The organism is Streptomyces sp. NBC_00075 (genome assembly GCF_045041225.1).
GTDB classification, from domain to species: domain Bacteria; phylum Actinomycetota; class Actinomycetes; order Streptomycetales; family Streptomycetaceae; genus Streptomyces; species Streptomyces adonidis.
This window is the reverse complement of sequence record NZ_CP108243.1, coordinates 3160213-3184280: the sequence shown is the minus strand read 5'-3', so window position 1 is coordinate 3184280 and position 24068 is coordinate 3160213. Positions and strand designations below refer to the sequence as shown.

Sequence of the window (24068 nt, the reverse complement as noted above, 5' to 3'; positions counted from 1 at the left end):
CAGTTCCCTCGCCCGGTCGTCCAACACATGAATCCGTCATGGGACTTCTTATCCACTGGTGTGCTGTCATGTCCGAAAACATGGTGATGTGCCAAATCGGCCACGCTGTGCGCCAGCTGGCGTAGACGCTGCTGATGCCAGGCCTTTGCATGGAACCGCCGGGGGGCTCGTGGTCCTGCCGGAGCACAGGAGGACAGCCATGATGTCGCCGGACCCCTTCAGCTACTGGATCGTGCTGCTCGACATCGAGGACTTCAGCCTGCGCCCGGAGAACGCCCAGGCCACCCTGCACGAAGAGCTGTACGAGGTGGTCGGGTTCGCGCTCGGCCGGGCCGGACTCGGTCTCGCCGACTGCCCGGTCCAGGACCGCGGCGACGGCATGCTGATCCTGGTCCCCATCAACACCAGCCCGACCAGACTGCTGCGCGAACTCCAGCGCGGACTGGAGGACGCACTGCTGGCCCACCGGGCGAAGTACAACGAGGACCACCGGATGCGGCTGCGGGTCGGCCTCAACCAGGGGCTCGTGATCCGGCAGGGCGAGCGCTGGACCGGTACGGCCATCAACGACCTGGCCCGGCTGGTGGACGCGGGCCCGGTCAAGCGGGTGCTCGCCGAGGCGCGGCGGGCCCAGCTGGTGCTCGTGGTGTCGGAGAGCGTCCACACGGCGGTCGTGCTGGGCCGCTACCCGGGCATCGACCCGGCGGCCTATCTGCCGGCCGACTTCGTCACCAAGCACGGCGAACCGCGCCGCGGCTGGGTCACCGTGCCCGGCTACGCGGCGCCACCAGGACTTCCCGCGGATCCGGGGGAGCCGCCCGGCGGAGCGACAGGGGGAGCCTCCGCTCTGGGCGGCACAGCGGGAAGAGCCGGCGGCGGAACCGACTCGGGGAGCACGGTTCCGCCGCCCACGCTCACCGCACGTGATGTGACGAACAGTCAATTCGCCGTGGGTGAGGGGGCCAAGGCCGTCGGCCGCGACGACGTGGCGGGCAACGTGTACTACATCAACCCGCCCCGGGACGAGGCGTGAGCACGCCCGGCGCCCCGGCGCCCGGACCCGCCCCCGCCGCCACTCCCGCGCCCGCCGCCACGCCGTCCCCCGCACCTCCCGGGCCCGCGTCCGGGCCGCCCGGCGGCGCCCCCGGTGACGGCGGCGGAACTCCGGCGGGCGGTGACCGACAGGGCGGTGCGCCGGGCGGCGACGGCGGGGCCCAGCCTGGGGACGCGGGCGGTGGCGTCGACAACGTCGGCGCCGGGACCCGGGCCAAAGGAGCGACCAACCGCACCGGGCAGGGCAGTCTGCGCGCCGGGACACTGCGCGAGGCCTGGACACACATCGGCGGCGACCGCGTCCACGGCGACAAGATCGTCGTCCAGGTCGCGGCCGGTCAACGGGACGTCGTCATGCGGGCCCTGTCCGCGACCACCGTAGAGACCGTCCGGCACGCCTTCCAGGCACCGCCCCGCTGGGACGACGTACTGGCCGACGCCTGGCAGCGGCGGTCGGTCGTGCTGCGGGGGCCCGGCGGGGCGGGCAAGACCGCGGCCGGGGTGCGGCTGCTGATCGCCGCACAGGTGAAGACATGGTTCCTGCTGGACTCCGTCGCCGAACTGAGCCGGCTCACCGACCTGCGGCAACTCGGCAGCGGGGCGGGCCTGTTGCTGGACCGGCCGCCCGACCTCGACGAGCTGAGCGGCACCCTCCTCCAGGGCCTGGAGGAGCTGTTGCGCCGCGCGGACGCCCGGCTCGTCCTGATCGCCGGACCCGAGGCCGAACTGGGGCGCGGGGCCGCCGAGTACGTACGGCGCATCGACCGCCCCGGCGCGCTGGACACCGTACTGGAGGCCCATCTCGCCCATCTGCTGGGCGAGTCGGAGGCCGAGCGCGCGCTCGCCGCCGCCGGGGTCGGGGACCTCGCCCGTGAACTCCTCGACGACAGCACCGCCTGCCGGGACGCGGCCCGCCTCGCCGAGGTGCTGGCGCACGAGCACAAGGCCGGTGCCATCGACACCGACCGGGTGCGCACCCGGATGGACCGGGCCGGCGGCGAGACCCCCGAGGAGTGGTTCGAGGGGCTCGGCGACACCGTGCTGCGCACCCAGGCCGCCGCCCTCGCCGTCCTCGGCGGACTGCCCCAGGAGGACGTCGCCCTCGCCGCGACCCTGCTCCTGGAGTGGTTCCGCAGCGAACGCGGGATCCTCACCCCCAGCGTCGAGCAGGGATCCGTACCGCTGCGCCACGACCCCTTCGCGCAGTCCCGGCGGCTGCTCGCCGAGAAGCTGCGCGCCCGGACCGTGGGCAGCGTGATCCGCGGGGACTTCGGCTGGCTGCCGTGCACGGTCGCCGAGTACCGCGACCCCGCCTACCCGCCCCGGATCATCCGGCACGTCTGGTCGGAGTACCGCATCCAGCGCGAACTCATCGGCTGGCTGGCCGAGTTGGTCGACTCGCCCACCCAGCAGGTGCGCAGCTTCGCCGGAACCGCCCTCGGACTGATCGCCACCGAGGCCTTCGAGTACATCGCCAACCAGGTCTTCGTCGGCTGGGCCCTGGACAGGGACCACGGCTGGCAGCGCCGCGAGGCCATCGGATACGCCCTGCGGGTCTGCGCCCGCGACCCGACCCTGCGCGGCGGCGTCCGTAACCTCGTCGACGGCTGGTACCTGAGCGACATCTGGCAGTACCAGGCCGCGGCGGCCCGCGCCTACGGGCTCTGCCTGGGCGGCACCGACCTCACCGCCGCCGTCGCCGCGCTCACCCGGCTCGGCACCGTCAACAACATCCAGGTGGCCATCGCGATCGGCGACAGCTTCGCCGACCTGCTGGCGGAGGACCTCGCCGCGCACGCGCTCGTGGTGCTGCGCGCCGTCGCGGAGATGGCGCACACCGCGGAGAGCCGCGCCTGTGGGCACCTCGTCTTCCTGATTCTCGCCGACAGCCTGGTCTCCGAGGAACCGGCCGCCCCCGGGATCGCCCTCCGCAGCTGCCCCACCCTGCTGCGACTGGCCGTGACGGACCCGCCGGGCGGTGAACTACGGCGCCTGCTCGGCTACTTGTGGGCCGAGGTCATCGGCGGTGAACTCTTCGGCGAGGAGGCCGAGAACGTCCTCCAGAAATGGGCCGCCCAGGCCGAGACCGACCCGCTCCTCCTCGACGACCTGGTCCGCGTCCTCGTCGACGACGTGGCCGCGCGCAGTCCCCGCGCCGGCCTGATCCTCCAGCGCCATGTCGCGCACTGGAACGAACGCGACTGCTTCCGTCCCCTGCCCCGCTCCGCGGCCGTCCTCGGCAGCGCCCTGCGACTGCGACCGCCCGCTCCGCCCGATCGGCCAGGAGGTGCCCGGTGACCCAGCCGGTGTCCTTGATCGTCAACCAGTCGCCGGTGCCGCGCTTCGCCATCGCCCCCACCCATGCGCGCCAACCCCACCTCGCCGTCGTCTACGCCACCGCCTCCGGCGAGGTGGTCTGTTTCGACGGCCGTCCGCTCAGCCCGGGCCGGCAGGTCTTCTCCAAGTACCGCACCCGGTACGAGGTCGACATGCGTGCCCAGCACCGCAGCGCGACGCTGAGCAAGAACCCGCTGGTTTCCAGGGACGGCGTCCACGCCTTCGAGGTCAACGTCTCCTTCACCTTCCGTATCGACGGCTGGAAGGGCGCCGAGGACTTCGTGCGCGCGGGCCTCACCTACCCGCTGCCGACCGTCCACGGCCATCTGATCAGCCTGTTCCACGGCGCCGGGCAGCTCTTCTCCATCGAGGACTCCTTCGGCCTCGAACGCCATCTGAACCAGCTCTGCGCCCTCCCGGCCACCCTGCCCCAGGGCCTGCTCGTGGAGGGTTGCCGGGCCTCCGTACGCCCCGACGCCAAGGCGCTGGGCTTCCTGGAGTCGCTGATCGAGGCCGGTTGGAAGGAGCGCCGCGACTCCGCCGAACACGTGCCCGCGGTCGGCGGCGCCCACCGGGGCGGCCAGCTCGACGCGATCAAACAGGGGTACGAGATCGAGTCGACGAAGCGACAGGCCGACTCCTTCGCCGGGATGCTCACCAACAGCGAGGGCCTCATCCGGCACTACCTGGTCACCCACCCCGACGACGCCGCCGGCGCCTTCGAGATGAGCCGCCAGCTGGAGGCTGCCCGCATGGCCACCGCCGAACTCCAGAACCGGCGCGCGCTGAGGCTGTTCCAGGTGATGGCCGAGAAGGGCTTGATCGTCGCCGGAGACCTCGACCTGCTGCGCCAACAGCTCACCGGCCAGGTCGGACTGGCCACCGGCGGCCATGTCCCCCTCTCGGCCACGGACACGCCCGCACTGCCGGGCGCGCGGCCGTGGGACGACCCGGCGACGGCACCGGCCCAGCTCACGGCGGCGCCCGCGCCCGCCCAGCAGCAGCCGCCGGTGCCGGGACCGGCACCGGTGTACGAGCCCACGCTCACGGCGCCGGTCCAGCCGGACGCGGCCCCCGCCCCGGCAGCCTTCTCCGGCGCCGCGCTCATCTATCTCGTCCTCGACGAGTCCCTCGACCGGGGCTGCCTCGACGAACTCAACCGGGGCCTGGCCTCGCTGCACTCCGCGCTCTCCGGCGCCCCGGCCGTCTCCGCCGCGCTGCGGCTGTGCGTGCTGGGCATGGCCGCCGCCACGGAAGTGCGGCTGGCCCTGGACACGGTGCTGCCCAGCACCCGCACCCCGATCCTCACCGGCCGCCCCGGACGGTCGTACACCCACGTCTTCCGTACTCTCCAGGCGCTGCTGCGGCAGGACGTCGCCCTGGTGAAGACGCAGCGTACGCAGGTGCTGCGGCCGATCGTCTTCCTCCTCACCGGCGGTGTCCCGGACGAGGGCACGGGCTGGCGGGCCCCGTACGCCGAACTGGTCGACCAGGGCGGCGAGTCGATCGCCCCGCACCTGATCGCCCTCGGTCTGGGCGGTGCGGAGGCCTCGGCGGTACGGACGCTGGCGACCCGCCCCGAGTTCGGCTTCATGGCGGCCCCGAACCAGGACGCGGCTTCGGCGGCGCACAGTGTCGCCGCCTTCCTGCGGGACACGGTCGTCGGCTACGGGCAGCGACTCGGCGCGGGCGACCCGCAGTTCACGCTCACGGCACCGGACGGGTTCCGGGCGGCGGAGGACGCGCTGTGACGACGGCGGCGAAGTCAGGGCCGTGGCCGAGAACGGTTCAGGACCGGACCAGCACAGGTAAGGACAAGAGACGATGATCGAAAGCAACCGGGGGCACCTGCTTCCCGTCTACGTCCTCGCCGACGAGTCGGGCTCGATGTACGACCACATCGACGACCTGAACGACGGACTGAGGTCCCTGCACCAGGCGTTGCTCGGCGAGCCGATGGCCGCCGCCAAGGTGCGCTTCTCGGTGCTCGGTTTCTCGGACGACGTGATCGAGCGGGTCCATCTCGTCGACCTGCGCGGCGCGGGCGAGTTCCCGCGTCTGGCCACCCGCAACATGACGAGCTACGCCACCGCGTTCGAGGACCTGATCACCCGGATCCCCGGTGACATCCAGGGCCTCAAGGCCGAGGGGTACCAGGTGCACCGGCCCGCCGTGTTCTTCTTCAGCGACGGGCTGCCCGACAGAGGCGAGGACTGGCGGGACGCCCACCGACGGCTCACCGACCGGCAGTTGACGCTGGGTGCGCCCAACATCATCGCCTGCGGCATCGTGGACGCCGACGCGGAGATCATCAACGAGGTCGCCACCCAGCCGGAGTTCGGGTTCGTCGTGAACAAGGGCGTCGACGTCGGCGATGCCATCGCCAAGTTCTGCACAGCCCTCACCAGGAGCATCATCGCCTCGGGCCGTTCGCTCGGCTCGGCCAGTCCGCAGCTCACCGTCGACAAGCCGGAAGGCTTCACCGTCGCGATCGATGTGATCTGACGTGGCCCTGTTCAGCAAGCGGCAGAGCGAGCCACCGGCGGAGGTGGAGACACCGTCCGTACCCCCGCCCGGCCCGACCCCCGACCTGCCGGTGCGGCGGGCAGCCCCGGAGAAGGACCGGAGCGCGGACTGGAGTTCGGGCGGCACGGACGGTTCGTACGGCACGGACGGTTCGGACGGTCCGGAGGACAAGGCGGGCACGGCCGCCCTCGCCGACCGCTGGCAGCCCATCGCCGTGGGGGCGCCGATCCCGCGGTTCGAGACCGTGCCGCCGCGCGGGCTGTCGTACCGCCCGGACACCGTCTGCGACGGCTGGCAGACCGGGGTCATGGCCCTGCGGCTGGCCTCCGTACGTGGCTATCAGCACCGTTACGAGGGACGGCCGCGCGAGGACGACGCGGCGGCGGCCTGGGACCAGGAGACCGGGACCGTGGTGTTCGCCGTCGCCGACGGGGTCTCCAGCGCCCGCCAGCCGCACATCGGCTCCCAACTGGCCTGCCGCAGCGCCGTCGACGAGATGCTCGCCCAGGTCCGGGGCGAGGGCGGCGGCTTCGTCGCCGACTGGGAGAAACTGCTGTCCACCGTCCACTGGCAGCTCGTCGAACAGGCCCGCCGCATCCTGCGCCGACCGGACGCGGGCGCCGAGGAGACGGCCGGACTGCTCGCCACCACCCTGGTCGCCGGGACGGCGACACCCACCGAACAGGGCGTCTTCGTCCATTTGATCTCGATCGGCGACTCGGGCGCCTGGCAGATCAAGCACGACCGTTTCTATCCGCTGGCGGGCGGCAAGGCGGCCGGCACGGACGGGCTGTACTCCTCGACGGTGGAGCCGCTGCCCTACGTGCCCGGAGTGATCCGCCCACTCTCCTTCGCCCTGGAACCGGGCACGGTCCTGCTCGTCGGCACGGACGGCTTCGGCGATCCGCTGGGCGACGGTACGGGGGCGGTGGCCCGGCACTTCTCCTACGGACTGCGGGAGCCCGTACCGCCGTTGGGCTTCGCCCACCTGCTCGACTTCTCCCGCGAGACCTACGACGACGACCGCACGCTGATCGCCCTGTGGCCGTGGCACGACGCACCAGGAGGCCCGAGTTGACCACGACGACGATCTCCTGGGTGGGGCGGGACAGGCTGGGCGACCTCACGGCACACCGGCTGGGCGACGGCGGACAGGGCGTCGTGTACGCGGTGTCCGACCCGCCTGGGCGGTTCGCCGGTGAGTACCTCGCGTACAAGGAGTACCTGCCGACGGTGTCCAGCGACCCCGAGGTGCTCTACGAACTGGTCTGTTTCTTCGACGAGTTGCGCCGGACCGACCGCTACGACCACTCCTTCCTCGACAAGCGGCTGACCTGGCCGATCGCGCTCGTCTACACCGGCGTTCGGCCCACGCAGCCGTCGCCGCGTGCCAATCCCGGGACGACGGTGACCGGGTTCCTGATGCAGCGGATCACCGAGGAGTTCGAACTGGACAGCGCCCGGCTGGGCAAGGTGAAGCCGCAGGGCATGGAGTTCCTGCTCAACGACGACGGCTTCACCGGCTCGCTCGGGCTGGACGTCGACGACGGGCGCCGGCTGCGGCTGCTCATCGATCTGGCGGCGACCCTCAACCGGCTGCACCGGCACCGGGTGGCCGTGGGCGACCTCTCGCCGAAGAACGTCCTGTTCATGCTGGACCCCTCGCCCAAGTGCCTGCTGATCGACTGCGACTCGATGCGGCTGGCCGGGAAGGACGTCCTGCCCCAGGTGGAGACGGACGACTGGGCGGTCCCGGAGGCGGCGAAGGCGACGCCGGCCTCGGACACGTACAAGTTCGGGCTGATCGCCACCAGGCTCTTCAACCGGCACCAGACGAGCACCGACCTCAGCGGGCTGCGGACGGTGTCGTCCGGTCTGGCGAACCTCGCCGAACAGAGCAGGAACTCCGCCCCGGGCGCACGCCCACCGATGGAGGAGTGGCTGCGGGCGCTGGAGCAGGCCCGCGCCCACCGGAAGAAGCCGCCGCCGCCCCCGCCGACACAGCGACACAGACCGCCGGCCACGCCTCCGCAACAGCAGCCGGTGACACGGCCGAACACCGGGTTCCAGTTCCCGCAGCAGGCCCCTCAGCAGCACAATCAGCCCACACAGCCGACGCCGTACACGCCCTGCACACCGCCCCAACGGGCCCCGCAGCGCACCCCCGGCCCCTCTTACCCGGGCCTGTCGGCGGCCGCCCGTGCGATCGGCGTGGTCGTGGTCCTGCTGATCATCGCGGGGGTGGGACTGGCCGCCGCGCGGTACATCCCGGCGCTCAACGACGCGCCCTCCGACGAGTCCTCGTCCGGCTCGTCGGACGCGAGCGTCAAGTCGGACACCGGCCTCACCGACCCGCCCGAGACCGTGGCGGAACCGGTCGCCGAGGCCCCCGGAGCGAGCGTCGACTTCTCGCAGGTCGCCGACGATCCGAAGGCGCGCGAGGTGGCGACGATGTTCGCCCACTTCTACGGGGCGATCAACAACCGCGACTACGACAAGGCGATGCGCCGTTACGACCCCCACTCCAAGGTGGTGAACATCGACTCGGCCAGGAGCAGGGAGGGCTGGACACGGCAGATGAGCACGACACAGGAGTCCGACATCGCGCTGACCGGACTGTCGAGCGACGGCACGTACACCCTCGCCACGATGAGTTTCCGCAGCACCCAGGACCCCGGCTACGGCCCCGCCACCAACCCCGACGACACCTGCGACGACTGGACGATCACCTACCAGCTGACCCACACGAAGGGCTACCGCATCGTCAAGGCGCCGAAGGAGGGGGTGAGCCACACGTCCTGCTGAGGGGGAGGGTTCACCCCCCGAACGCCTGCCCCTTCAGCTGATCAACCGACCGGATCAGCAACGACTGACGCCCCGTCACTATCCAGCCCCGGCCCCGCCATTGCTCCAGCACCCGGCTCACCGTACGGCGCGAGCTGAGCACCAGCCCCGCCAGGTCGTCCTGGGAGAGCGGCAGGGTGATGCGTACGCCGGTGCCGTCCGGGTCGGGATACCCGCAGCGTTCGGCCAGGTCGAGGAGGAGGGCGGCGAGACGCACCGGGACCGGTTCGGTGATGCCGGTGCGCTGGACGTCCGCCTCGCGCAGCCGCCCGGACAGCGTCTGCTCCAGCGCCGCCGACACTCCGGCGCTGGTCCGGGCCAGCGCCTGGAAACGGGCGGCCGGCAGCTGAAGCAGGTCGACCGTCGTCGCCGTGAGCAGCGAGGCCGAGCGGCGTCTGCGTTCCAACCCCGCCTGCTCACCGAGGAGTTCACCGGGGCCGCGCAGGGCGAGCAGGGCGCGGTAGCCGGCGTGGGACTGGGCGACGACCTTGACCCAGCCGCGCAGCAGCACGACCAGATGGTCGGAGTCCTCGCCCTGCGCCAGGAACTGCTCGTCGGCGGGCAGCGACACCCGGATCGCCACCCGCAGCAACGCGTCCCGCTCGGCGGGCGCCAGCGCCTCCCAGAAGGTGGCCGGACGGCGGCCGCCGTTCACGATGTGCCCGTCTCGGCCATGGGACGCCCCCCGGTCCAGGTGTGCGGCGGCTGTGCCGAGGATCAGTTTGGCACCGAGGCGCCTCCGGCGGACCCGACCGTCCGACCCGCGTGACGTTCGTTCTGTTGACTCGTTGATCGGATGATGTGCCCGGTTGTGGGTTCTGGGCGGGTTGAAGCGGGGGCTGAGTGAGAACGTGCAAGGCCGATGGGGACGGGTGGGCCTGCGATCGGTCCAACGATCAGTACCCATTGACGAAGGGGCTGTGCAAGACCCATTACATGCAGTTCCGCCGGGCGAAGGCTCTGGCGCCCATCAACTGCGGTCGCGGTGCGAGTCGGAGCGGCATTCGGCCGTGCCAGTTCGACGGATGCACGCGAGCGGTGTCCGCCAGAGGGCTCTGCACCGGTCACTATCAGCAGAGAAGCAAGGGACGAGACCTGTCTCCCGTTCGGAAGAAGCGAGACAACGGGGCGGTGAAGGCCATGGCTGCCAGGGGCGTTGTCGAATGCCTCGGATGCGGCGAGAACAAGCCGATGTCGGAGTACTCGATCCTCGATGTGTCGGGCATGCCCCGGCCGTACTGCAAGCCCTGCAACGCCGAGCGGGTACGTCTGTCCCACTACAACGTCACGAGCGAGTTCATCGATCTGCTCCTGCTCCGACAGCAGGGAAAATGTGCTGTCTGCCGCGGGTTCCCTCCAGAAGGCAAGACCCTGCACATCGACCATGACCATGGATGCTGCCCGGGCCGGCGAAGCTGTGGAAGGTGCGTTCGTGCGCTCGTCTGTGCCAACTGCAATGTGTACGGCCTTGCTTGGTACGAGAGTCTCCCCGGTGAACTGCGGACCTTCGGCAGCCTGAACGAATATCTCGCGCATCCGCCCGCGATGCGGCTGCGGGCGGAACTCGACGTCCTGGCAGTCGGGTAGTGCGATCAGCCGAGGTCGGCCCACTTCTGTAGTGCCGCCTTGGTGGTGAAGTCCGCCACGTTCGTGTCGACGGGGTCGTCGGTGTACTGGTGGAACAGCCAGTCGGCCTTGATGCGCGGCTGGCCCGCCGTCACGTAGTCGGCGATCCACAGTCCGTCACCCGCGTACGACGTGGTGTCGATGGTCAGCCAGTAGTTCCGGTTCGTGTAGAGGACGACCCGGTTGTTCGGCCGAAGTTCCTTCACCTTGCGGATGAACGTGTCCTTCTCCGCGTTCGACGCATGGGTGCCGTCGCCCGTGGTCTCCCAGTCGACGGCGAGGATGTCACGGTTCCCGCGCTCCGGGGCCTGGCTGACGAAGTACTCGGCCTGGGCTGTCAGGTTGCCGGGCCACAGGAAGTGGTAGAAGCCGACCACGCAGCCGGCGTCACGGGCCCGCTTCGTCTGGGCGGTCAGCTTGGGGTTGACGTACGAACGGCCCTCCGTCGCCTTGATGAAGACGAAGGAGAGACCGTCCGTGTCATAGGTGTCGGACTGGTACGCGCTCACGTCGATGCCGCGCAGCATGCGGTGCTCCCTGAAGTACGGGTGGGGGGACAGGAGTTGAAGTACCCCAACCTTTGCACAAGTGACACCTGCTACGGGATCTCCGGGGCGCGGTACTCGCTCATCGCGTCGATGAGCCAGCGGGCCAGGTAGTCGGCGAAAGAGGCGCGGGGGAGGAGGCGGTACGTCGGTGTGTCGTCGGTCTGCCAGAGCAGTACCGCGATCGGTCCTACCGTGGTGGACGCCGCTCGGCCGGGGGCGAAGGCCCGGGGGTGGAGGTCCAGGGGGCAGCCCTTCTCCAGGAGTTGCCGGGCTGACGGGCCGCTCAGCTCCAGCGTGGTGCGGTTCGCCGAGACGTCCACCACCGAACCCGGAGATCCGTCGAGTGCGTTCCGCAACTCGGCGGTCACGGCCGTCTCTTCGGCCTGCGAGAGGACGAGCCATTCGTCGGGGCCGAGCCACACGATCGTGTGGGGGGCGGATGCCGTGGTCTCGCCGCACTGCTGGGGGAGTGGTGTTCCCAGGGTTTTTCCGATGCGGTCGGCCGCCTCGGAGCCAGGGGTCACGCGCACGTTCACCATCGTCGTGAACGGCCGCTCGGTCAGCGTGACGCCACGGGCGCCGGTGACCGTGGCGGCGCGCATCCGCTCCTCCAGATGTGCCAGGGGGCTGGTGCGCAGGGCCACCGGGCCGGTGCCCGCGCCCGCGTCGATCGTCGGCTCAGCCATCGCGCCGGGTCCCTTCGGGGTCGTAGAGGACGAAGTCGGTCACCTCGACGGGCACCAGCTCCTCGCCCACCGGCGCGAGCAGCGTCCCGCCGATCCTGGCCCGGCCGTCGGCGACGAGGGCGAGGGCGAAGGGGCGGCCGAGGGCCGGGCTGTGGTAGCTGGAGGTGACATGGCCGAGCATCGGCACGGGTCCGGCCTCGGGGGTCAACGGCACGTCAGGCGCCACGAGTTGGGTGCCTTCGGGGAGACGTGTCCTGCGGTCGGCCGGGAGCAGGCCGACCAACTGCTTGCGGTCGGTGCGGGAGGTGTCGGCGCGGGAGTGGGACCGCTTGCCGATGAAGTCCTTCTGCTTCGACACCACCCAGGACATGCCCGCGTCCTGTGGGGTGACCGTGCCGTCGGTGTCCTGGCCGACGATGATGTAGCCCTTCTCGGCCCGCAGGACGTGCATGGTCTCGGTGCCGTACGGCGTGATGTCGTACGGCCGGCCGACCGCGTACACCTCCTCCCAGACCGCCAGGCCGTACCACGCGGAGACGTTGATCTCGTAGGCGAGTTCGCCGGAGAAGGAGATCCGGCAGATCCGGGCCGGGATGCCGGAGGCCAGGGTCGTCTCGCGGAAGGCCATGAAGGGGAACGCCTCGTTCGACAGGTCGACGTCGGGGGCGAGATGGGCGACGACCTCGCGCGACTGCGGGCCGACGACCGCGATCGTCGACCACTGCTCGGTCACCGAGGTGCAGTGGACGTCGAGTTCGGGCCACTCGGTCTGGAGCCACTCCTCCAGCCAGTCAAGGACGTTCGCGGCGCCGCCGGTCGTGGTGGTCATGAAGTAGCGGTCGTCGTCGAGGCGGAGCGTGACTCCGTCGTCGAAGATCATGCCGTCGGGCTTGCACATGACGCCGTAGCGGGCCAGACCGGGCTTGAGCTTCTTGAAGGCGTTGGTGTAGACGCGGTTGAGGAACTCGCCCGCGTCCGCACCCCAGATCTCGATCTTGCCGAGGGTGGAGGCGTCCATGAACGCCACCCCTTCGCGCGCCGCCCGGCACTCGCGGTCCACGGCCGCGTCCATGTCCTCGCCGGGCCGGGGGTAGTACCGGGGCCGCTTCCACTGCCCGACGTCCTCGAACTCCGCGCCCTGGGCAACGTGCCAGCTGTGGACGGACGTTGTGCGTTCCGGGTCGAACAGCTCGCCGCGCTCCCGGCCGGCCAGGGCGGCGAAGGCCACCGGTGTGTAGGGCGCCCGGTAGGCCGTCGTACCGATCTCTCCCAGCGAGCCGCCTAGCGCCTCGGCGATCACGCCGATCGCGTTGACGCCGGAGGTCTTGCCCTGGTCGTTCGCCGTGCCGAGCGAGGTGTAGCGCTTGACGTGCTCGACACCGCGCATTCCGGCGCCGGTCGAGCGCCAGACGTCGGCGACCGTGACATCGCGCTGGAGGTCGACCAGGCGCGTGTCCCAGCCGCCGGGCTCGCCCTCGGGGGCGGGCACCAGCCAGAGGGCGCGCACCTCGGGACGTACCTCCTCGTACGAGGCCGTGGGCACCGGCACCGGGAACCCGGCGTCCGTCGCGGCCTGCGCACCCGCCCGTGCCCCCTCGGCCCGGCAGCCGTCGAGGCCGTACGTCCCGCGCGCCGCGCCGACGACCTGCTGGTCCCGCACGCTGCCGTCGGGGACGAAGGCCACCAGGTCCTCGTCCCAGCGGAGTCGGCCCTGGCGCTGGCTGTGCAGATGCACCACCGGGCTCCAGCCGCCCGAGACGGCGAGCAGGTCGCAGTCGAACGACTCGGCGGTGCCCGTGAGTCGACCGTCGGCGTCGAGCGCCTGGACCGTGACGCCGGTCAGCCGCCCTTCGCCCGCCGTGTCGACCACTGTGCTTCCCGTCAGCACCCGCACCCCGGTCGCCACCGCCGACTGGGCGGCCCGGTCGGACAGTTCGGGGCGCGCGTCCACGACGGCGGCGATGTCGACTCCGGCCGTGTGCAGAGCGGCGACCGTGTCGTAGGCGCTGTCGTTGGTCGTGCTCACCACGGCCCGCGAACCCGGGGCCACGGCATACCGGTTGAGGTAGGTGCGCACGGCGCCGGCGAGCATCACACCGGGGCGGTCGTTGCCCGCGAAGACCAGCGGACGCTCGTGCGCGCCGGTCGCCAGGACCACCTGACGGGCCCGGATGTGCCACAGCCGCTGCCGGGAGACACCCTCCAGGGTTCCGAGGTGGTCGGTGCGCCGCTGGAGGGCGAGCACGTAGTTGTCGTCGTACGACCCGAAGGCCGTCGTACGTTGCAGGACCACGACCTCGGGGGCCGCGTCGAGCGCCGCGCGGACCTCGGCGGCCCACTCGGCGTCCGCCGGCGCACCGGACAGCAGCGAACCGCCCGCCTCCGGCTGGTCGTCGACCAGGATCACCCGCGCGCCGGAACCGGCAGCGGCGGCGGCCGCCGCGAGCCCGGCCGGTCCCGCGCCGACGACCAGGACGTCGGTGTGGACGTACTTCTTGTCGTAGATGGCGGGGTCGGAGCCCGGGTCGAGCCGGCCGAGGCCGGACAAGGTCGTCGCGGACAGTCCGTCGTACAGCTCCACGGCCGTCGCGGGCAGCATGCCCTCCGAGTACGAACCGCCTATCTGCAACAGGGCGTTGGGCTCCTCGACACCCGCCGAGACGATGCCGCGCGGACGGCCCCGGTAGATCGACGGAGCGACCTCGACGAGCCCGTTCGCCAGCATCGCCGAGGCGACCGTGTCGCCGGGGTGGCCGGTCAACTCCCGTCCGTCGACGGTGAATCGCAGCACGGTGTCGCGGTCGATACGGCCGCCCTGCCGGAGCCGGAAGTGCTGGTCGGTCATCGGGTCCCTCCCGGTCGGGGCTCGTCGAGCCGGTAGGAGGCGAGCACCTCGTAACTGACGGTGTCGCGCAGGACGTTGAACCAGCGGCGGCAGCCGACGCTGTGCATCCACCGCTCGGCGAAGGGGCCCTTGGGGTTGTCGCGGTAGAAGACGTACTCGGCCCACTGCTCGTCGGTGAGGTCGGCGGGGGTCTCGGGGTGGGGGACATGGGCCTGTCCGCCGTAGTGGTACTCGGTCTCGTCGCGCGGACCGCACCAGGGGCAGCTGATCAGCAGCACGGTGTCCTTCTCTCAGTGGGCCACGGCCGCGGCGCCGTGCTCGTCGATCAACGCGCCCGTCGTGAAGCGTTCGAGGGCGAAGGGGGCGTTCAGCGGATGCGGTTCGCCGGTGGCGATGGTGTGCGCGAACGTCCAGCCGGCGGCCGGGGTCGCCTTGAAACCGCCCGTTCCCCAGCCGCAGTTGACGTACAGGTTCTCGACCGGAGTGGTGCCGATGATCGGCGAGGCGTCCGGCGTGACGTCGACGATGCCGCCCCAGGTCCGCAGGACGTGTGCGCGGGCGAAGACCGGGAACAGCTCGACGGCGGCGGCCATCTGCTGCTCGATGACGTGGAACGAGCCGCGCTGGCCGTAGCCGGTGTACGAGTCCACGCCCGCGCCCATCACCAACTCGCCCTTGTGCGCCTGCGACACGTACACGTGCACGTGGTTCGACATGACGACCGTCGGATGCACCGGCTCGTGCAGCTCGGAGACCAGGGCCTGGAGCGGATGCGACTGCACCGGCAGCCGTACGCCCGCCCGCTGGGCCAGCACACCGCTGTGCCCGGCGGCCGCGAGGCCGACCCGGCCCGCGTGGATGCGGCCCCGGTTGGTCTCGACGCCCACGACCCGGTCGCCGTCCTTGAGGAAGCCGGTGACCTCGCAGCCCTGGATCAGGTCCACGCCCAGCTCGTCGGCGCGGCGGGCCAGCGCCCAGGCGACGTGGTCGTGCTTGGCGATGCCCGCGCGCGGCTGGAAGGTGCCGCCGAGCACCGGATACCGGGTGCGGGACGAGACGTTGAGGATCGGGCAGACCTTGGCGATCTCGTCCGGTTCGAGCCACTCGGCGTCGACCCCGTTGAAACGGTTGGCGTTGACGCGGCGCATGCCCTCGCGGACGTCCTGGAGGGTGTGCGCGAGGTTGAGGACACCGCGCTGGCTGAACAGGAAGTCGTAGTCCAGCTCCTCCGGGAGCCGCTCCCACAGCTTCAGCGCGTACTCGTAGATCGCCGCGCTCTCGTCCCACAGGTAGTTCGAGCGGATGATCGTCGTGTTGCGGGCCATGTTGCCGCCCGCCAGCCAGCCCTTCTCCAGGACCGCCACGTTCGTGATGCCGTGGTTCTTCGCCAGGTAGTAGGCGGTGGCCAGGCCGTGGCCGCCCGCGCCGACGATGACGACGTCGTACGAGGAGCGCGGCTCCGGGTTGCGCCAGAGCCAGTCCGGGTGCTCCGGCAGGGTGTCGGCGGTCATGCCACAGCTCCGTCGAGATGGGGGTACAGGGGGAACGCGTCGGCGAGCTTCGCGACCCGGTCGCGCAGGAGGCCCGCGTGCTCGTCGCCGAGCCGCTCCTCCTTCAGCGCCTGGGCGATGATGTCGGCGACCTCCCGGAACTCGGTCTCGCCGAAGCCCCGGGTGGCCAGGGCGGGGGTACCGATCCGCAGGCCCGACGACACCATCGGCGGGCGCGGGTCGAACGGCACCGCGTTGCGGTTGACGGTGATGCCGACGCGGTGCAGCCGGTCCTCGGCCTGCTTGCCGTCGAGGGCGGAGTTGCGCAGGTCGACGAGGGCCAGATGGACCTCGGTGCCGCCGGTCAGCACGGTGATCCCGGCCTCGGCGACGTCGTCGGCCAGCAGCCGCCCGGCGAGGATGCGGGCGCCGTCCAGGGTGCGCCGCTGCCGGTCCTTGAACTCCTCGCCCGCCGCCACCTTGAAGGCCACCGCCTTCGCCGCGATGACGTGCTCCAGCGGGCCGCCCTGCTGACCGGGGAAGACCGCCGAGTTGATCTTCTTGGCCAGCCCGGCCCGGCTGAGGATCACCCCGCCGCGCGGGCCGCCCAGGGTCTTGTGCGTGGTGGTCGTGACGACATCGGCGTACGGCACCGGGTTCGGGTGCAGGCCCGCGGCCACCAGACCGGCGAAGTGCGCCATGTCCACCAGCAGATACGCGCCCACCGCGTCGGCGATCCGCCGGAACTCCGCGAAGTCCAGCCGCCGGGGGTACGCCGACCAGCCGGCGACGATCATCTTCGGGCGGTGCGCGAGGGCGAGCTGCTCGACCTCGTCCATGTCGACGCGCATGTCGGACTCGCGTACGTGGTACGGCAAGACCTTGTACAGCTTGCCGGAGTAGTTGAGGCGCATGCCGTGGGTGAGGTGGCCGCCGTGCGCCAGGTCGAGGCCGAGGATCGTGTCGCCGGGGTCGAGCAGCGCGAACATCGCCGCCGCGTTGGCCTGGGCGCCCGAGTGCGGCTGGACGTTTGCGGCCTCGGCGCCGAACAGGTCTTTGACCCGGGCGATGGCCAGCTGCTCGATGACGTCGACGTGCTCGCAGCCGCCGTAGTAGCGGCGGCCCGGGTAGCCCTCGGCGTACTTGTTGGTGAGGACCGAGCCCTGGGCCTCCATGACGGCGGCCGGGGCGAAGTTCTCCGAGGCGATCATCTCCAGGGTGGACTGCTGACGGTGCAGCTCCGCGGCCACGGCGGTGGCGACCTCCGGGTCGAGCGTGCCGAGCGGGAGGGAGACGGCGGAGGAGGTGGCTCTGGTGATCGACGGGTTCGTGGTCATCTGTGCACCGTCCTGAGAGTCAACTGATGAGCAACTGATATATCAGGCTTGGCGGTAAGGTATGGGAACCCGCCAGACAGGTCAAGGGGGCCTCCCGTGCAGGACGTGGTGACCGAGCCCAGGGGCGAGGAGATGCCCCTCTCCGAACGCGCCTATCGCGCCATCCGGGACCGGCTCGTCATGCTGGAGATCCGCCCCGGCGCGCCGATCAACGAGGAGCAGCTGGGGCTGTCCCTCGGCGTCGGACGGACGCCGGTGCGCGAGGCGCTCAAGCGGCTTCAGTACGAGCGCCTGATCGCGACCTATCCCCGGCGGGGCACCTTCGCCACCGACGTGAACATCACGGACCTGGCCCATATCTCCGAGGTGCGCCAGGAGCTGGAGCCCCTGGCCGCCGCCCAGGCCGCGCGCCGCGCCACGGCTGCCGACCGGGCGAGTCTGACGGCCCTGTGGCGGGAGCTGGAGAGCGTGGACTCCCGTGGGGGCGACTCCACCGAGCTGATGCACCTGGACCTCCAGGTCCACCGCGCGATCTACGCCGCCGCGCACAACCCGTACCTGGAGGACACCCTCGTCCGCCACGACAACCTGGCCACCCGTATCTGGTGCCTGTTCATCGACCGGCTGCCCGGCATGGCCGGTCACGTCGAGGAGCACGGACCGCTGATCGAGGCGATCGTCGCCGGGGACTCCGACCGGGCGGCGCGGCTCGCCCGCAGCCATGTCGTCGGCTTCGAGCAGGCCATCCGCGACGCCATCTGAATCCCCTTGCCTCAGCCGGGGAGGGTTCAGAGGATGCTGTCGATGAAGAGACGCGTCGACTCGTGGACCGGCGCGTCGATCACCTGGGACGGCGGGCCCTTCTCGACGAGCCGGCCCTCGGACATGAAGACCACCTCGTCGGCGACACCCCGGGCGAAACCGATCTCGTGGGTGACCACCATCATCGTCATACCGCTGGTCGCCAGCCGTTTCATGACGTTCAGCACCTCACCGACCAGCTCGGGGTCCAGGGCCGAGGTCGGCTCGTCGAAGAGCATCACGCTGGGCTTCATCACCAGGGCACGCGCGATCGCCACCCGCTGCTGCTGACCGCCGGACAGGGTGCTGGGGTAGACCTCGGCCTTGTGGTCCATGCCCACCTCCTCCAGCGCCCGCATCGCGTCCCTGACCGCCTCGGCCCGGTTCACGCCCTTGACGCGGCGCGGCGCCTCGATGAGGTTCTCCAGCACCGTCATGTGCGGAAAGAGGTTGTACGCCTGGAAGACCATGCCGGTCTTGGTGCGCTGCTTGGCGACGGCCGAGGGAGGAAGCTCGTACAGCTTGTCGCCCTTGACGCGGTAGCCGACCACCTCGCCGTCCACGACGACGGTGCCCCGGGACGGGCGCTCCAGGTGGTTGACGCACCGCAGCATGGTGCTCTTGCCCGAGCCGGAGCGCCCGAGGATCACGACCACCTGGCCGCGGTGCACCTCCAGGTCGACGCCCTTGAGGACCTCGACCGCGCCGAAGCTCTTGTGCAGGTCGATGATCCGGACGATGGGATCGGCCGTCGAGGTGTCAGTGGCGTCGGGCGCGGATGTCGTTGCGCTCATCGGAGATTCACCGGTCCTTTCGTTGCGCCTCGTCACGCCGCAGCCGGGTTGTCGGTCGGGTTGTCGCTCGACCGGGACCGCTGCGCGAGCCGGGAGCCCAGCGAGCGGAGCTTCGCGAGTCCGCCGGGCCGCTGCCCGCCGCCATGGACCCCGCCCCCGTAGTGACGCTCGATGTGGCTCTGGGCGTAGGACAGCACCGTGGTGCACACGAGGTACCAGAGCGAGATCACGACGAGCAGCGGGATCGTGCGGAAGTTCTGCGAGTAGATCAGCTGCGCCGAGTACAGCAGGTCGGCGAGGGCGATGATGCTCACCAGCGAGGAGTGCTTCAGCATGCCGATGACCTGGTTGCCGGTGGGCGGGACGATCACCCGCAGGGCCTGGGGCAGGACGACCCTGCGGAAGGTCAGCCACCGGTTCATCCCGAGCGCGATGGCCGCCTCGCTCTGGTGCCGGGGCACCGAGAGCAGGCCGCCGCGCACGATCTCGGCCATGTAGGCCGACTCGTTCAGGGTCAGTCCGATGACGGCCACGGCCCACAGGTTCAGCACCGGATACGGCGCACCTGTCGGCGCCCGCCTCGCCGAGCACCCGGACGTCGACATGATCGCCCTGACGGGTTCCGTCCCCAGCGGCCGTGCCGTCGCCCGTGCCGCCGCCGACACCCTCAAGCGCGTCCACCTCGAACTCGGCGGCAAGGCCCCGGTCGTGATCTTCCCGGACGCCGACCTCCCGGCCGCCGCGACCTCACTGCGTACCGCCGGATTCTGGAACTCCGGCCAGGAGTGCGGGGCCGCCTGCCGCGTACTCGTCCACGAGTCGGTCGCCGAGCGCTTCGTCGAGCAACTCGTCGGCGAGGTACGGTCGTTGGTCGTCGGTGAGCCGACCTCCGGCGAGGACGTCGAGGTCGGCCCGATGGTCTCGAAGGCCCACTTCGACCGTGTCACCGGCTACTTGGAGCGAGCGAAGGCCGAAGGCCTCCGCGCGGCGACGGGCGGCGGCGCCCTCGACGGACCCGGCTACTTCGTGGCCCCGACCGTGCTGGTCGACGTACCCGAAGGAGCTGAAGCCGCCCGCGAGGAGATCTTCGGACCGGTGATCACGGTCGAGACCTTCGCCGACGAGGAGGAGGCCGTACGACGGGCCAACGACGTCCCCCTCGGCCTCTCGGCGTCGGTGTGGACGGAGAACGCCCGCCGCAGCCACGACATCGCCGCCCGCCTCGACTTCGGCACCGTCTGGGTCAACTCCCACCTCGTACTCGCCGGCGAAGTCCCCTGGGGCGGCTTCAAGGGCTCCGGCTACGGCCGTGACCTGTCGATCTACGCGCTGGACGACTACTCGCGCACCAAGCACGTCATGCACAACCACGGGTGCCTCACGACGGGTCACACGGCTTGACCGGGCCCTTGATGAACCTGTCCTGGTAGAAGGTGGGCTGCGTCGTACCGGACCTCTTCTGACCGGCGACCGGCGCTCTCACCGTGAGGAGATACGTGTCCGCATGTGTCATCACGTACCTGTAGTCCCAGTCACCGTCACCGGTCTTCTCCGGCTCCATGACCTCTCCCCGGTCCTCCTGGCAGGTCTTGTCGGGGTGGAGGTTCTCGACGACCGCGGTGAAGCCGGCCGCCCGGATCTTGGCCGTCATCTCCTTGAAGTGCGCCGCGTCCCCGTTGCTCCACATGCTGAGCTCCTTGAGGTAGATGGTCAGCGTGCCGTTCGCGTTCTTCTTCAGCGCGTAGCCGGCCGGCACCACGTCGGTCTTCTTCCCGGTCCCGGTCCCCGTGCCCTTCTCGGTTCCCTTCTCGGTCTTCTTCCCGCTCTCCGTCCCGCTGTCCGACCCGCCCGGCAGCGCCACCGTCACGCCCGCCGCGACCGCTGCCGCCGCCAGCCCCATCGCCAGCCGCTGCCCCACCCGGCGCCCGCGCCCGTCGGTCCGCTGTCCCGCCAACGTCCGCAAACTGCGCATCAGATGTTCCTCCCGCTGAACCCGTCGGCCCTCGGGGAAGTCCCGTTCGGCCGGCACGGCCAGCAGCCTGCGCAGCTCTCGCACGTCTCCGTCCAGCTCCTGGTCCCTGCTCACCACGGTCCCTCTCCCTTCCCACTGCTCGGCCGGACCGCCTCATGGCGGTCACCTGTCTGCTGCCGCCGCACAGCCGCGGGTTCCAGGTTCCGCTCCAGATTTCTCAGCGCCAGCTTCTCCAGCCGGCGGCGCGCCCGGGACAGCCGGGAACGGACGGTGCCCACCGGTGTCCCCAGCGCCTCGGCGGTCGCGGCGTAGTCGAGGCCGGCCCACACGCACAGCGCCAGCACCTCGCGGTCCGGCCGCGACAACTGGTCAAGTGCCTTGCGCACCGCGGCTATCCGCTCCTGGTCCTCCAGCCGGCCGACCACCTCGTCGGCGAAGTCCGGCAACAGGCCGGGCGGAGGCATGCGTTCCATCAGGGCCCGGTGCCGCCGGGCCGTACGTCTGCGGTGGTGCACCACGTTGGTGGCGATCCCCAGCAGCCACGGCAGCAGACTGCCGCCGTCCGGCTCGACCCTCTCCCGCATCCGCCAGGTCTCGAGGAACGTCAGCGAGACGCAGTCCTCGGCGACCGACCAGTCCCCGGTCAGACGGAAACAGTGGTTGTACACAGCCCGCCCGTGGTCCTGGAAGAGCACGCGGAAGGAGTTCTCGTCGCCCGCGCGTATGCGGGCCCGGAAGGGTGGTTCCATGCCTGGCTCTGCCGTCCGGTGACCGACGGGTTCCCTGTGAAGTGCGTCACCCAAGGTATCCGAGGGGAAAGGATGTCATCAGATCGGCTCCACCGGGCCGACCGACCCCACCAGCACGGGAGGCCTCACGAACATGCCACCTCAGCGAGAACTGGGTGTTGCCGTCGTCGGCACCGGCAAGATGGGCGCGGACCACGTACGCAGACTCCACGACGTCATCAGCGGCGCACGCGTGACAGCCGTCGTCGACATCGAGGCGGAGCGCGCCAAGTCGCTCGCGGACGCCATCGAGGGCTGTACGGCGTACACCGAACCCGCGGCTGCCATGGCGGCGCGGGACGTGGACGCCGTACTCATCGCCTCCCCGGGACCCGCCCACGAGGCGGCCCTGCTCGAAGCCCTCGGCCGTGACCTGCCGGTTCTCTGCGAGAAGCCGCTCACCCCCGACGCTGCCTCCGCCCTGCGCGTCCTGGAGGCGGAGCAGCGGCTCGGGCACCGGCGCGTCCAGGTGGGCTTCATGCGGCGGTACGACGCCGAGTACCTGAGGCTGAAGCGGCTCCTCGACAGCGGGGAGCTGGGCAGGACCCTGATGCTGCACCACCGGCACCGGAACCTGTCCATGCCGCCCTGGTTCACCAACGAGATGCTCATCAACGACTCGGTGGTGCACGAGATGGACGTGACGCGCTGGCTCCTCGACCAGGAGATCACCGCGGTCACCGTGCACAAGCCGGCCCCGACATCACATGCTCCGGCCGGGATGAACGACCCCCAATTCGTCCTCTTCGAGACCGAGTCGGGCGCCCTGGTCGACGTCGAGATCTTCGGCCACTGCGGTTACGGCTACCAGGTGCACGCCGAAGCGGTCTGCGAGCGGGGCACCGTACGCATCGGTGACGAGCCCGGGCCGCGGGTGAGCGCCGACGGCCGCTGGGGCGGACGTATCACGCCTGACTACGTCGAGCGCTTCGAGGACGCCTACGACCGTGAGGTCCAGGCCTGGGTGGACGCCACCCGGCGCGGCGGGATCACCGGCCCCGGCGTCTGGGACGGTTACGCCGCCGCGGCCGTCTGCGAGGCGGGCGTCCGCTCCCAGCGGGACGAGCGGAAGGGGCACCGCGTCGAGGTCGAGCTGATCGAGCGGCCGGCCCTCTACCGGTAGGCGGCGCACGGCAGTTGGGGGCGGCACTCTTCCCTCGGCGAAAGCGGCGCGGCCACAATGGACCGGCCGTTGTCGGCGGAACCGAGACCTGGGGGGTCCCGTATGGCGTCGCAACCCGTGCCCCGGCGCAAGGCGGGTGAGGTCGGCCCGGTGGATCGGGCCGGGTCGCTTCCCGTTCCGGGACGTGCCGCGAGGGTGGACGCTCCCGTGCACGACGCCGGGACGCTCGGGTTCGTCGACCGGCCCGGCCGCGAGTACTGGTGGCGTCAGCTGAGCGCGGCGGCCCGGGACCGGATGGTCGCCAGGGTCGGTCCGATCGTCGAGTGGTGGGCGTACTGCCACCGTACGGACCACGAGCGTCCGTACGCGGTGGTGTTCGGCGAGCGGGGTCTCGCCGTGGCCACGCCGACCGTCAACGACCGGGGCGGGCCCGCGCAGTTGCTCAAGGTCGTGCCGTTCGTGCCGTCGTCGCTGCGGCACGCGACGGTCGTGCAGAAGCCGGCGCGGGGGCGCTCCGCCCGTCTCGCCCTGTCGGGCGGCGCCGCGCCGCCGGAGTACGGCGAGGAACTGCCGCTGTCGGCGCCCCTGCGCGGATTTCTCGGCAATCTGCCCGCGGAGGCACAGGCACGGTTGCAGTCGCCGTTCGTCAACGGCGACGAGTTCGACCGGGGAGACTTCTTCTACTTCGGGTCCGACAACGAGATGGACGTCTGGTGCTACCTGGCCGGACGCCGGTGGGTGACGTTCGTGTCCGGACACGGCTCGGCCCTGTCCGGTCCCGCGCACCGCGCCTCGTGGCGGCTGATCTGCCGCCAGGCCGAGGTAGCGGTGCGATGACCTCGACGGACGGACCGGACCTCTACGCCCTGCTCGGCGTCCCGGCCGATGCCACCAGGGCCGAGATCGTGCGCGCGTTCCGCCGCAGCGCCCTGACCCACCACCCCGACCGCGGCGGCGACGCGGAGGCCTTCAAGGACCTGCACCGGGCCTACGAGACACTGTCCGACCCGGTGCGTCGCAGGGCGTACGACCGCCGCCGCAAGGCGCCGCCGCGCGCTGCGCCCAGGACCTCCGCCGAGCCGCCTCCGACAGCGGCCGACACCTTCACCTGGGCCTCCGGCGCAGGCCCGCGCACGGGTGCGGGTGCGGGCTCGGGCCACTTCGGTGACCAAGAGGCGTACGCCGGTTCCTTCCCGGCGCCCGACCCGGGCCGCTCGTGGCGGCGGGCCGACCGTTTCGCCTGGTGGGCGCCCGTCGAGGAACCGCCGCCGAAGCGAGACCGCCGCTGACCCGCTCCG

The 24068-nt window shown here is 71.1% G+C and carries 22 protein-coding genes and 1 pseudogene; 12 read left to right on the top strand and 11 right to left on the bottom strand.

The annotated features are described in order from the left end of the window. Positions 1-199: 199 nt before the first annotated feature. From OG787_RS13510 to OG787_RS13485, 6 genes are all read left to right on the top strand, one after another. Positions 200-1033 (top strand): hypothetical protein, encoded by an 834-nt coding sequence (locus tag OG787_RS13510; RefSeq protein WP_369032469.1) that lies wholly within the window; start codon positions 200-202, stop codon positions 1031-1033. Further along, on the top strand, positions 1030-3351 hold the full coding sequence (locus OG787_RS13505; RefSeq protein WP_405535342.1) for a hypothetical protein: 2322 nt from the start codon (positions 1030-1032) through the stop codon (positions 3349-3351). The genes OG787_RS13510 and OG787_RS13505 overlap by 4 nt, the downstream gene beginning before the upstream one ends. Further along, complete coding sequence (locus tag OG787_RS13500) at positions 3348-5141, top strand: hypothetical protein (RefSeq protein ID WP_369032467.1); 1794 nt, start codon at positions 3348-3350, stop codon at positions 5139-5141. Before OG787_RS13505 ends, OG787_RS13500 begins: the two co-directional genes overlap by 4 nt. Before the next feature lie 73 nt (positions 5142-5214). Beyond that, complete coding sequence (locus OG787_RS13495) at positions 5215-5895, top strand: hypothetical protein (protein WP_369032466.1); 681 nt, start codon at positions 5215-5217, stop codon at positions 5893-5895. Between the two features lies 1 nt (position 5896). Next, positions 5897-6994 carry a protein phosphatase 2C domain-containing protein gene (locus OG787_RS13490; protein ID WP_405535340.1) on the top strand — a complete coding sequence of 366 codons (1098 nt, stop codon included), beginning with the start codon at positions 5897-5899 and terminating at the stop codon, positions 6992-6994. Then, positions 6991-8721 (top strand): hypothetical protein, encoded by a 1731-nt coding sequence (locus OG787_RS13485; RefSeq protein ID WP_369032464.1) that lies wholly within the window; start codon positions 6991-6993, stop codon positions 8719-8721. The genes OG787_RS13490 and OG787_RS13485 overlap by 4 nt, the downstream gene beginning before the upstream one ends. Before the next feature lie 10 nt (positions 8722-8731). On the opposite strand, the gene OG787_RS13480 is transcribed toward OG787_RS13485, so the two are convergent. Further along, entirely contained in the window at positions 8732-9415 is a 684-nt protein-coding gene (locus OG787_RS13480; protein ID WP_369032463.1) for a Crp/Fnr family transcriptional regulator, read from the bottom strand. Between the two features lie 485 nt (positions 9416-9900). On the opposite strand from OG787_RS13480, the gene OG787_RS13475 reads away from it, so the two are divergent. Next, complete coding sequence (locus OG787_RS13475; RefSeq protein WP_405540479.1) at positions 9901-10347, top strand: endonuclease domain-containing protein; 447 nt, start codon at positions 9901-9903, stop codon at positions 10345-10347. A gap of 5 nt (positions 10348-10352) precedes the next feature. Here the strand turns inward: OG787_RS13475 and OG787_RS13470 are convergent, their stop codons facing one another. The 6 genes from OG787_RS13470 to glyA form a co-directional block, all read right to left on the bottom strand. Beyond that, positions 10353-10913: a glycoside hydrolase family 25 protein gene (locus OG787_RS13470; RefSeq protein WP_369032462.1), complete on the bottom strand. Its 561-nt coding sequence runs from the start codon at positions 10911-10913 to the stop codon at positions 10353-10355. A 71-nt stretch (positions 10914-10984) separates the two neighbouring features. Continuing rightward, a complete protein-coding gene (locus OG787_RS13465; protein ID WP_405535339.1) occupies positions 10985-11620 on the bottom strand; it encodes a sarcosine oxidase subunit gamma in 636 nt (211 codons plus the stop codon). Then, positions 11613-14465 carry a sarcosine oxidase subunit alpha family protein gene (locus tag OG787_RS13460; protein ID WP_405535338.1) on the bottom strand — a complete coding sequence of 951 codons (2853 nt, stop codon included), beginning with the start codon at positions 14463-14465 and terminating at the stop codon, positions 11613-11615. The genes OG787_RS13465 and OG787_RS13460 overlap by 8 nt, the downstream gene beginning before the upstream one ends. Continuing rightward, on the bottom strand, positions 14462-14743 hold the full coding sequence (locus OG787_RS13455; RefSeq protein ID WP_369032459.1) for a sarcosine oxidase subunit delta: 282 nt from the start codon (positions 14741-14743) through the stop codon (positions 14462-14464). The genes OG787_RS13460 and OG787_RS13455 overlap by 4 nt, the downstream gene beginning before the upstream one ends. Before the next feature lie 12 nt (positions 14744-14755). Beyond that, the gene (locus OG787_RS13450) at positions 14756-15976 is read right to left on the bottom strand and encodes a sarcosine oxidase subunit beta family protein (RefSeq protein WP_405535337.1); all 1221 of its coding nucleotides are present in this window, start codon (positions 15974-15976) and stop codon (positions 14756-14758) included. Further along, the gene (glyA, locus tag OG787_RS13445) at positions 15973-17292 is read right to left on the bottom strand and encodes a serine hydroxymethyltransferase (protein WP_405535336.1); all 1320 of its coding nucleotides are present in this window, start codon (positions 17290-17292) and stop codon (positions 15973-15975) included. Before glyA ends, OG787_RS13450 begins: the two co-directional genes overlap by 4 nt. Before the next feature lie 96 nt (positions 17293-17388). Here glyA and OG787_RS13440 point away from each other — a divergent pair, with 96 nt between their 5' ends. Beyond that, on the top strand, positions 17389-18054 hold the full coding sequence (locus OG787_RS13440; RefSeq protein ID WP_369032456.1) for a GntR family transcriptional regulator: 666 nt from the start codon (positions 17389-17391) through the stop codon (positions 18052-18054). 26 nt (positions 18055-18080) lie between these two features. Here OG787_RS13440 and OG787_RS13435 read toward each other — a convergent pair whose 3' ends face one another. Continuing rightward, positions 18081-18887: an amino acid ABC transporter ATP-binding protein gene (locus OG787_RS13435; protein WP_405535335.1), complete on the bottom strand. Its 807-nt coding sequence runs from the start codon at positions 18885-18887 to the stop codon at positions 18081-18083. 32 nt (positions 18888-18919) lie between these two features. Continuing rightward, positions 18920-19420 (bottom strand): annotated as a pseudogene (locus OG787_RS13430) (amino acid ABC transporter permease); the annotation flags it as partial. Between OG787_RS13430 and OG787_RS13425 the strand changes: the two are divergent. After that, positions 19410-20288, top strand: coding sequence for an aldehyde dehydrogenase family protein (locus OG787_RS13425; protein WP_405535334.1), 879 nt, complete (start codon positions 19410-19412; stop codon positions 20286-20288). The pseudogene OG787_RS13430 and the gene OG787_RS13425 sit on opposite strands and share 11 nt — an antisense overlap. On the opposite strand, the gene OG787_RS13420 is transcribed toward OG787_RS13425, so the two are convergent. After that, positions 20266-20973 carry a hypothetical protein gene (locus tag OG787_RS13420; RefSeq protein ID WP_405535332.1) on the bottom strand — a complete coding sequence of 236 codons (708 nt, stop codon included), beginning with the start codon at positions 20971-20973 and terminating at the stop codon, positions 20266-20268. The genes OG787_RS13425 and OG787_RS13420 overlap by 23 nt on opposite strands. Further along, the gene (locus OG787_RS13415) at positions 20970-21608 is read right to left on the bottom strand and encodes an RNA polymerase sigma factor (protein WP_405535331.1); all 639 of its coding nucleotides are present in this window, start codon (positions 21606-21608) and stop codon (positions 20970-20972) included. The genes OG787_RS13420 and OG787_RS13415 overlap by 4 nt, the downstream gene beginning before the upstream one ends. A 133-nt stretch (positions 21609-21741) precedes the next feature. On the opposite strand from OG787_RS13415, the gene OG787_RS13410 reads away from it, so the two are divergent. The 3 genes from OG787_RS13410 (at position 21742) to OG787_RS13400 (ending at position 24059) form a co-directional block, all read left to right on the top strand. Then, positions 21742-22770 (top strand): Gfo/Idh/MocA family protein, encoded by a 1029-nt coding sequence (locus tag OG787_RS13410; RefSeq protein ID WP_369032451.1) that lies wholly within the window; start codon positions 21742-21744, stop codon positions 22768-22770. A 102-nt stretch (positions 22771-22872) separates the two neighbouring features. Beyond that, positions 22873-23607, top strand: a complete 735-nt coding sequence (locus tag OG787_RS13405) for a hypothetical protein (RefSeq protein WP_405535329.1) — start codon at positions 22873-22875, stop codon at positions 23605-23607. Beyond that, positions 23604-24059, top strand: a complete 456-nt coding sequence (locus tag OG787_RS13400) for a DnaJ domain-containing protein (RefSeq protein WP_405535328.1) — start codon at positions 23604-23606, stop codon at positions 24057-24059. Before OG787_RS13405 ends, OG787_RS13400 begins: the two co-directional genes overlap by 4 nt. Positions 24060-24068: the final 9 nt, after the last annotated feature.

Excerpts from the sequence above, each read along its gene's own strand:
- OG787_RS13495 (WP_369032466.1), top strand. The coding sequence starts at position 5,215 with ATGATCGAAAGCAACCGGGGGCACCTGCTTCCCGTCTACGTCCTCGCC.
- OG787_RS13450 (WP_405535337.1), bottom strand. The coding sequence starts at position 15,976 with ATGACCGCCGACACCCTGCCGGAGCACCCGGACTGGCTCTGGCGCAAC.
- OG787_RS13425 (WP_405535334.1), top strand. The coding sequence starts at position 19,410 with ATGACGGCCACGGCCCACAGGTTCAGCACCGGATACGGCGCACCTGTC.
- OG787_RS13460 (WP_405535338.1), bottom strand. The coding sequence starts at position 14,465 with ATGACCGACCAGCACTTCCGGCTCCGGCAGGGCGGCCGTATCGACCGC.
- OG787_RS13465 (WP_405535339.1), bottom strand. The coding sequence starts at position 11,620 with ATGGCTGAGCCGACGATCGACGCGGGCGCGGGCACCGGCCCGGTGGCC.
- OG787_RS13475 (WP_405540479.1), top strand. The coding sequence starts at position 9,901 with ATGGCTGCCAGGGGCGTTGTCGAATGCCTCGGATGCGGCGAGAACAAG.
- OG787_RS13415 (WP_405535331.1), bottom strand. The coding sequence starts at position 21,608 with ATGGAACCACCCTTCCGGGCCCGCATACGCGCGGGCGACGAGAACTCC.
- OG787_RS13510 (WP_369032469.1), top strand. The coding sequence starts at position 200 with ATGATGTCGCCGGACCCCTTCAGCTACTGGATCGTGCTGCTCGACATC.
- OG787_RS13435 (WP_405535335.1), bottom strand. The coding sequence starts at position 18,887 with ATGAGCGCAACGACATCCGCGCCCGACGCCACTGACACCTCGACGGCC.
- OG787_RS13470 (WP_369032462.1), bottom strand. The coding sequence starts at position 10,913 with ATGCTGCGCGGCATCGACGTGAGCGCGTACCAGTCCGACACCTATGAC.
- OG787_RS13405 (WP_405535329.1), top strand. The coding sequence starts at position 22,873 with ATGGCGTCGCAACCCGTGCCCCGGCGCAAGGCGGGTGAGGTCGGCCCG.
- OG787_RS13400 (WP_405535328.1), top strand. The coding sequence starts at position 23,604 with ATGACCTCGACGGACGGACCGGACCTCTACGCCCTGCTCGGCGTCCCG.
- OG787_RS13410 (WP_369032451.1), top strand. The coding sequence starts at position 21,742 with ATGCCACCTCAGCGAGAACTGGGTGTTGCCGTCGTCGGCACCGGCAAG.
- glyA (WP_405535336.1), bottom strand. The coding sequence starts at position 17,292 with ATGACCACGAACCCGTCGATCACCAGAGCCACCTCCTCCGCCGTCTCC.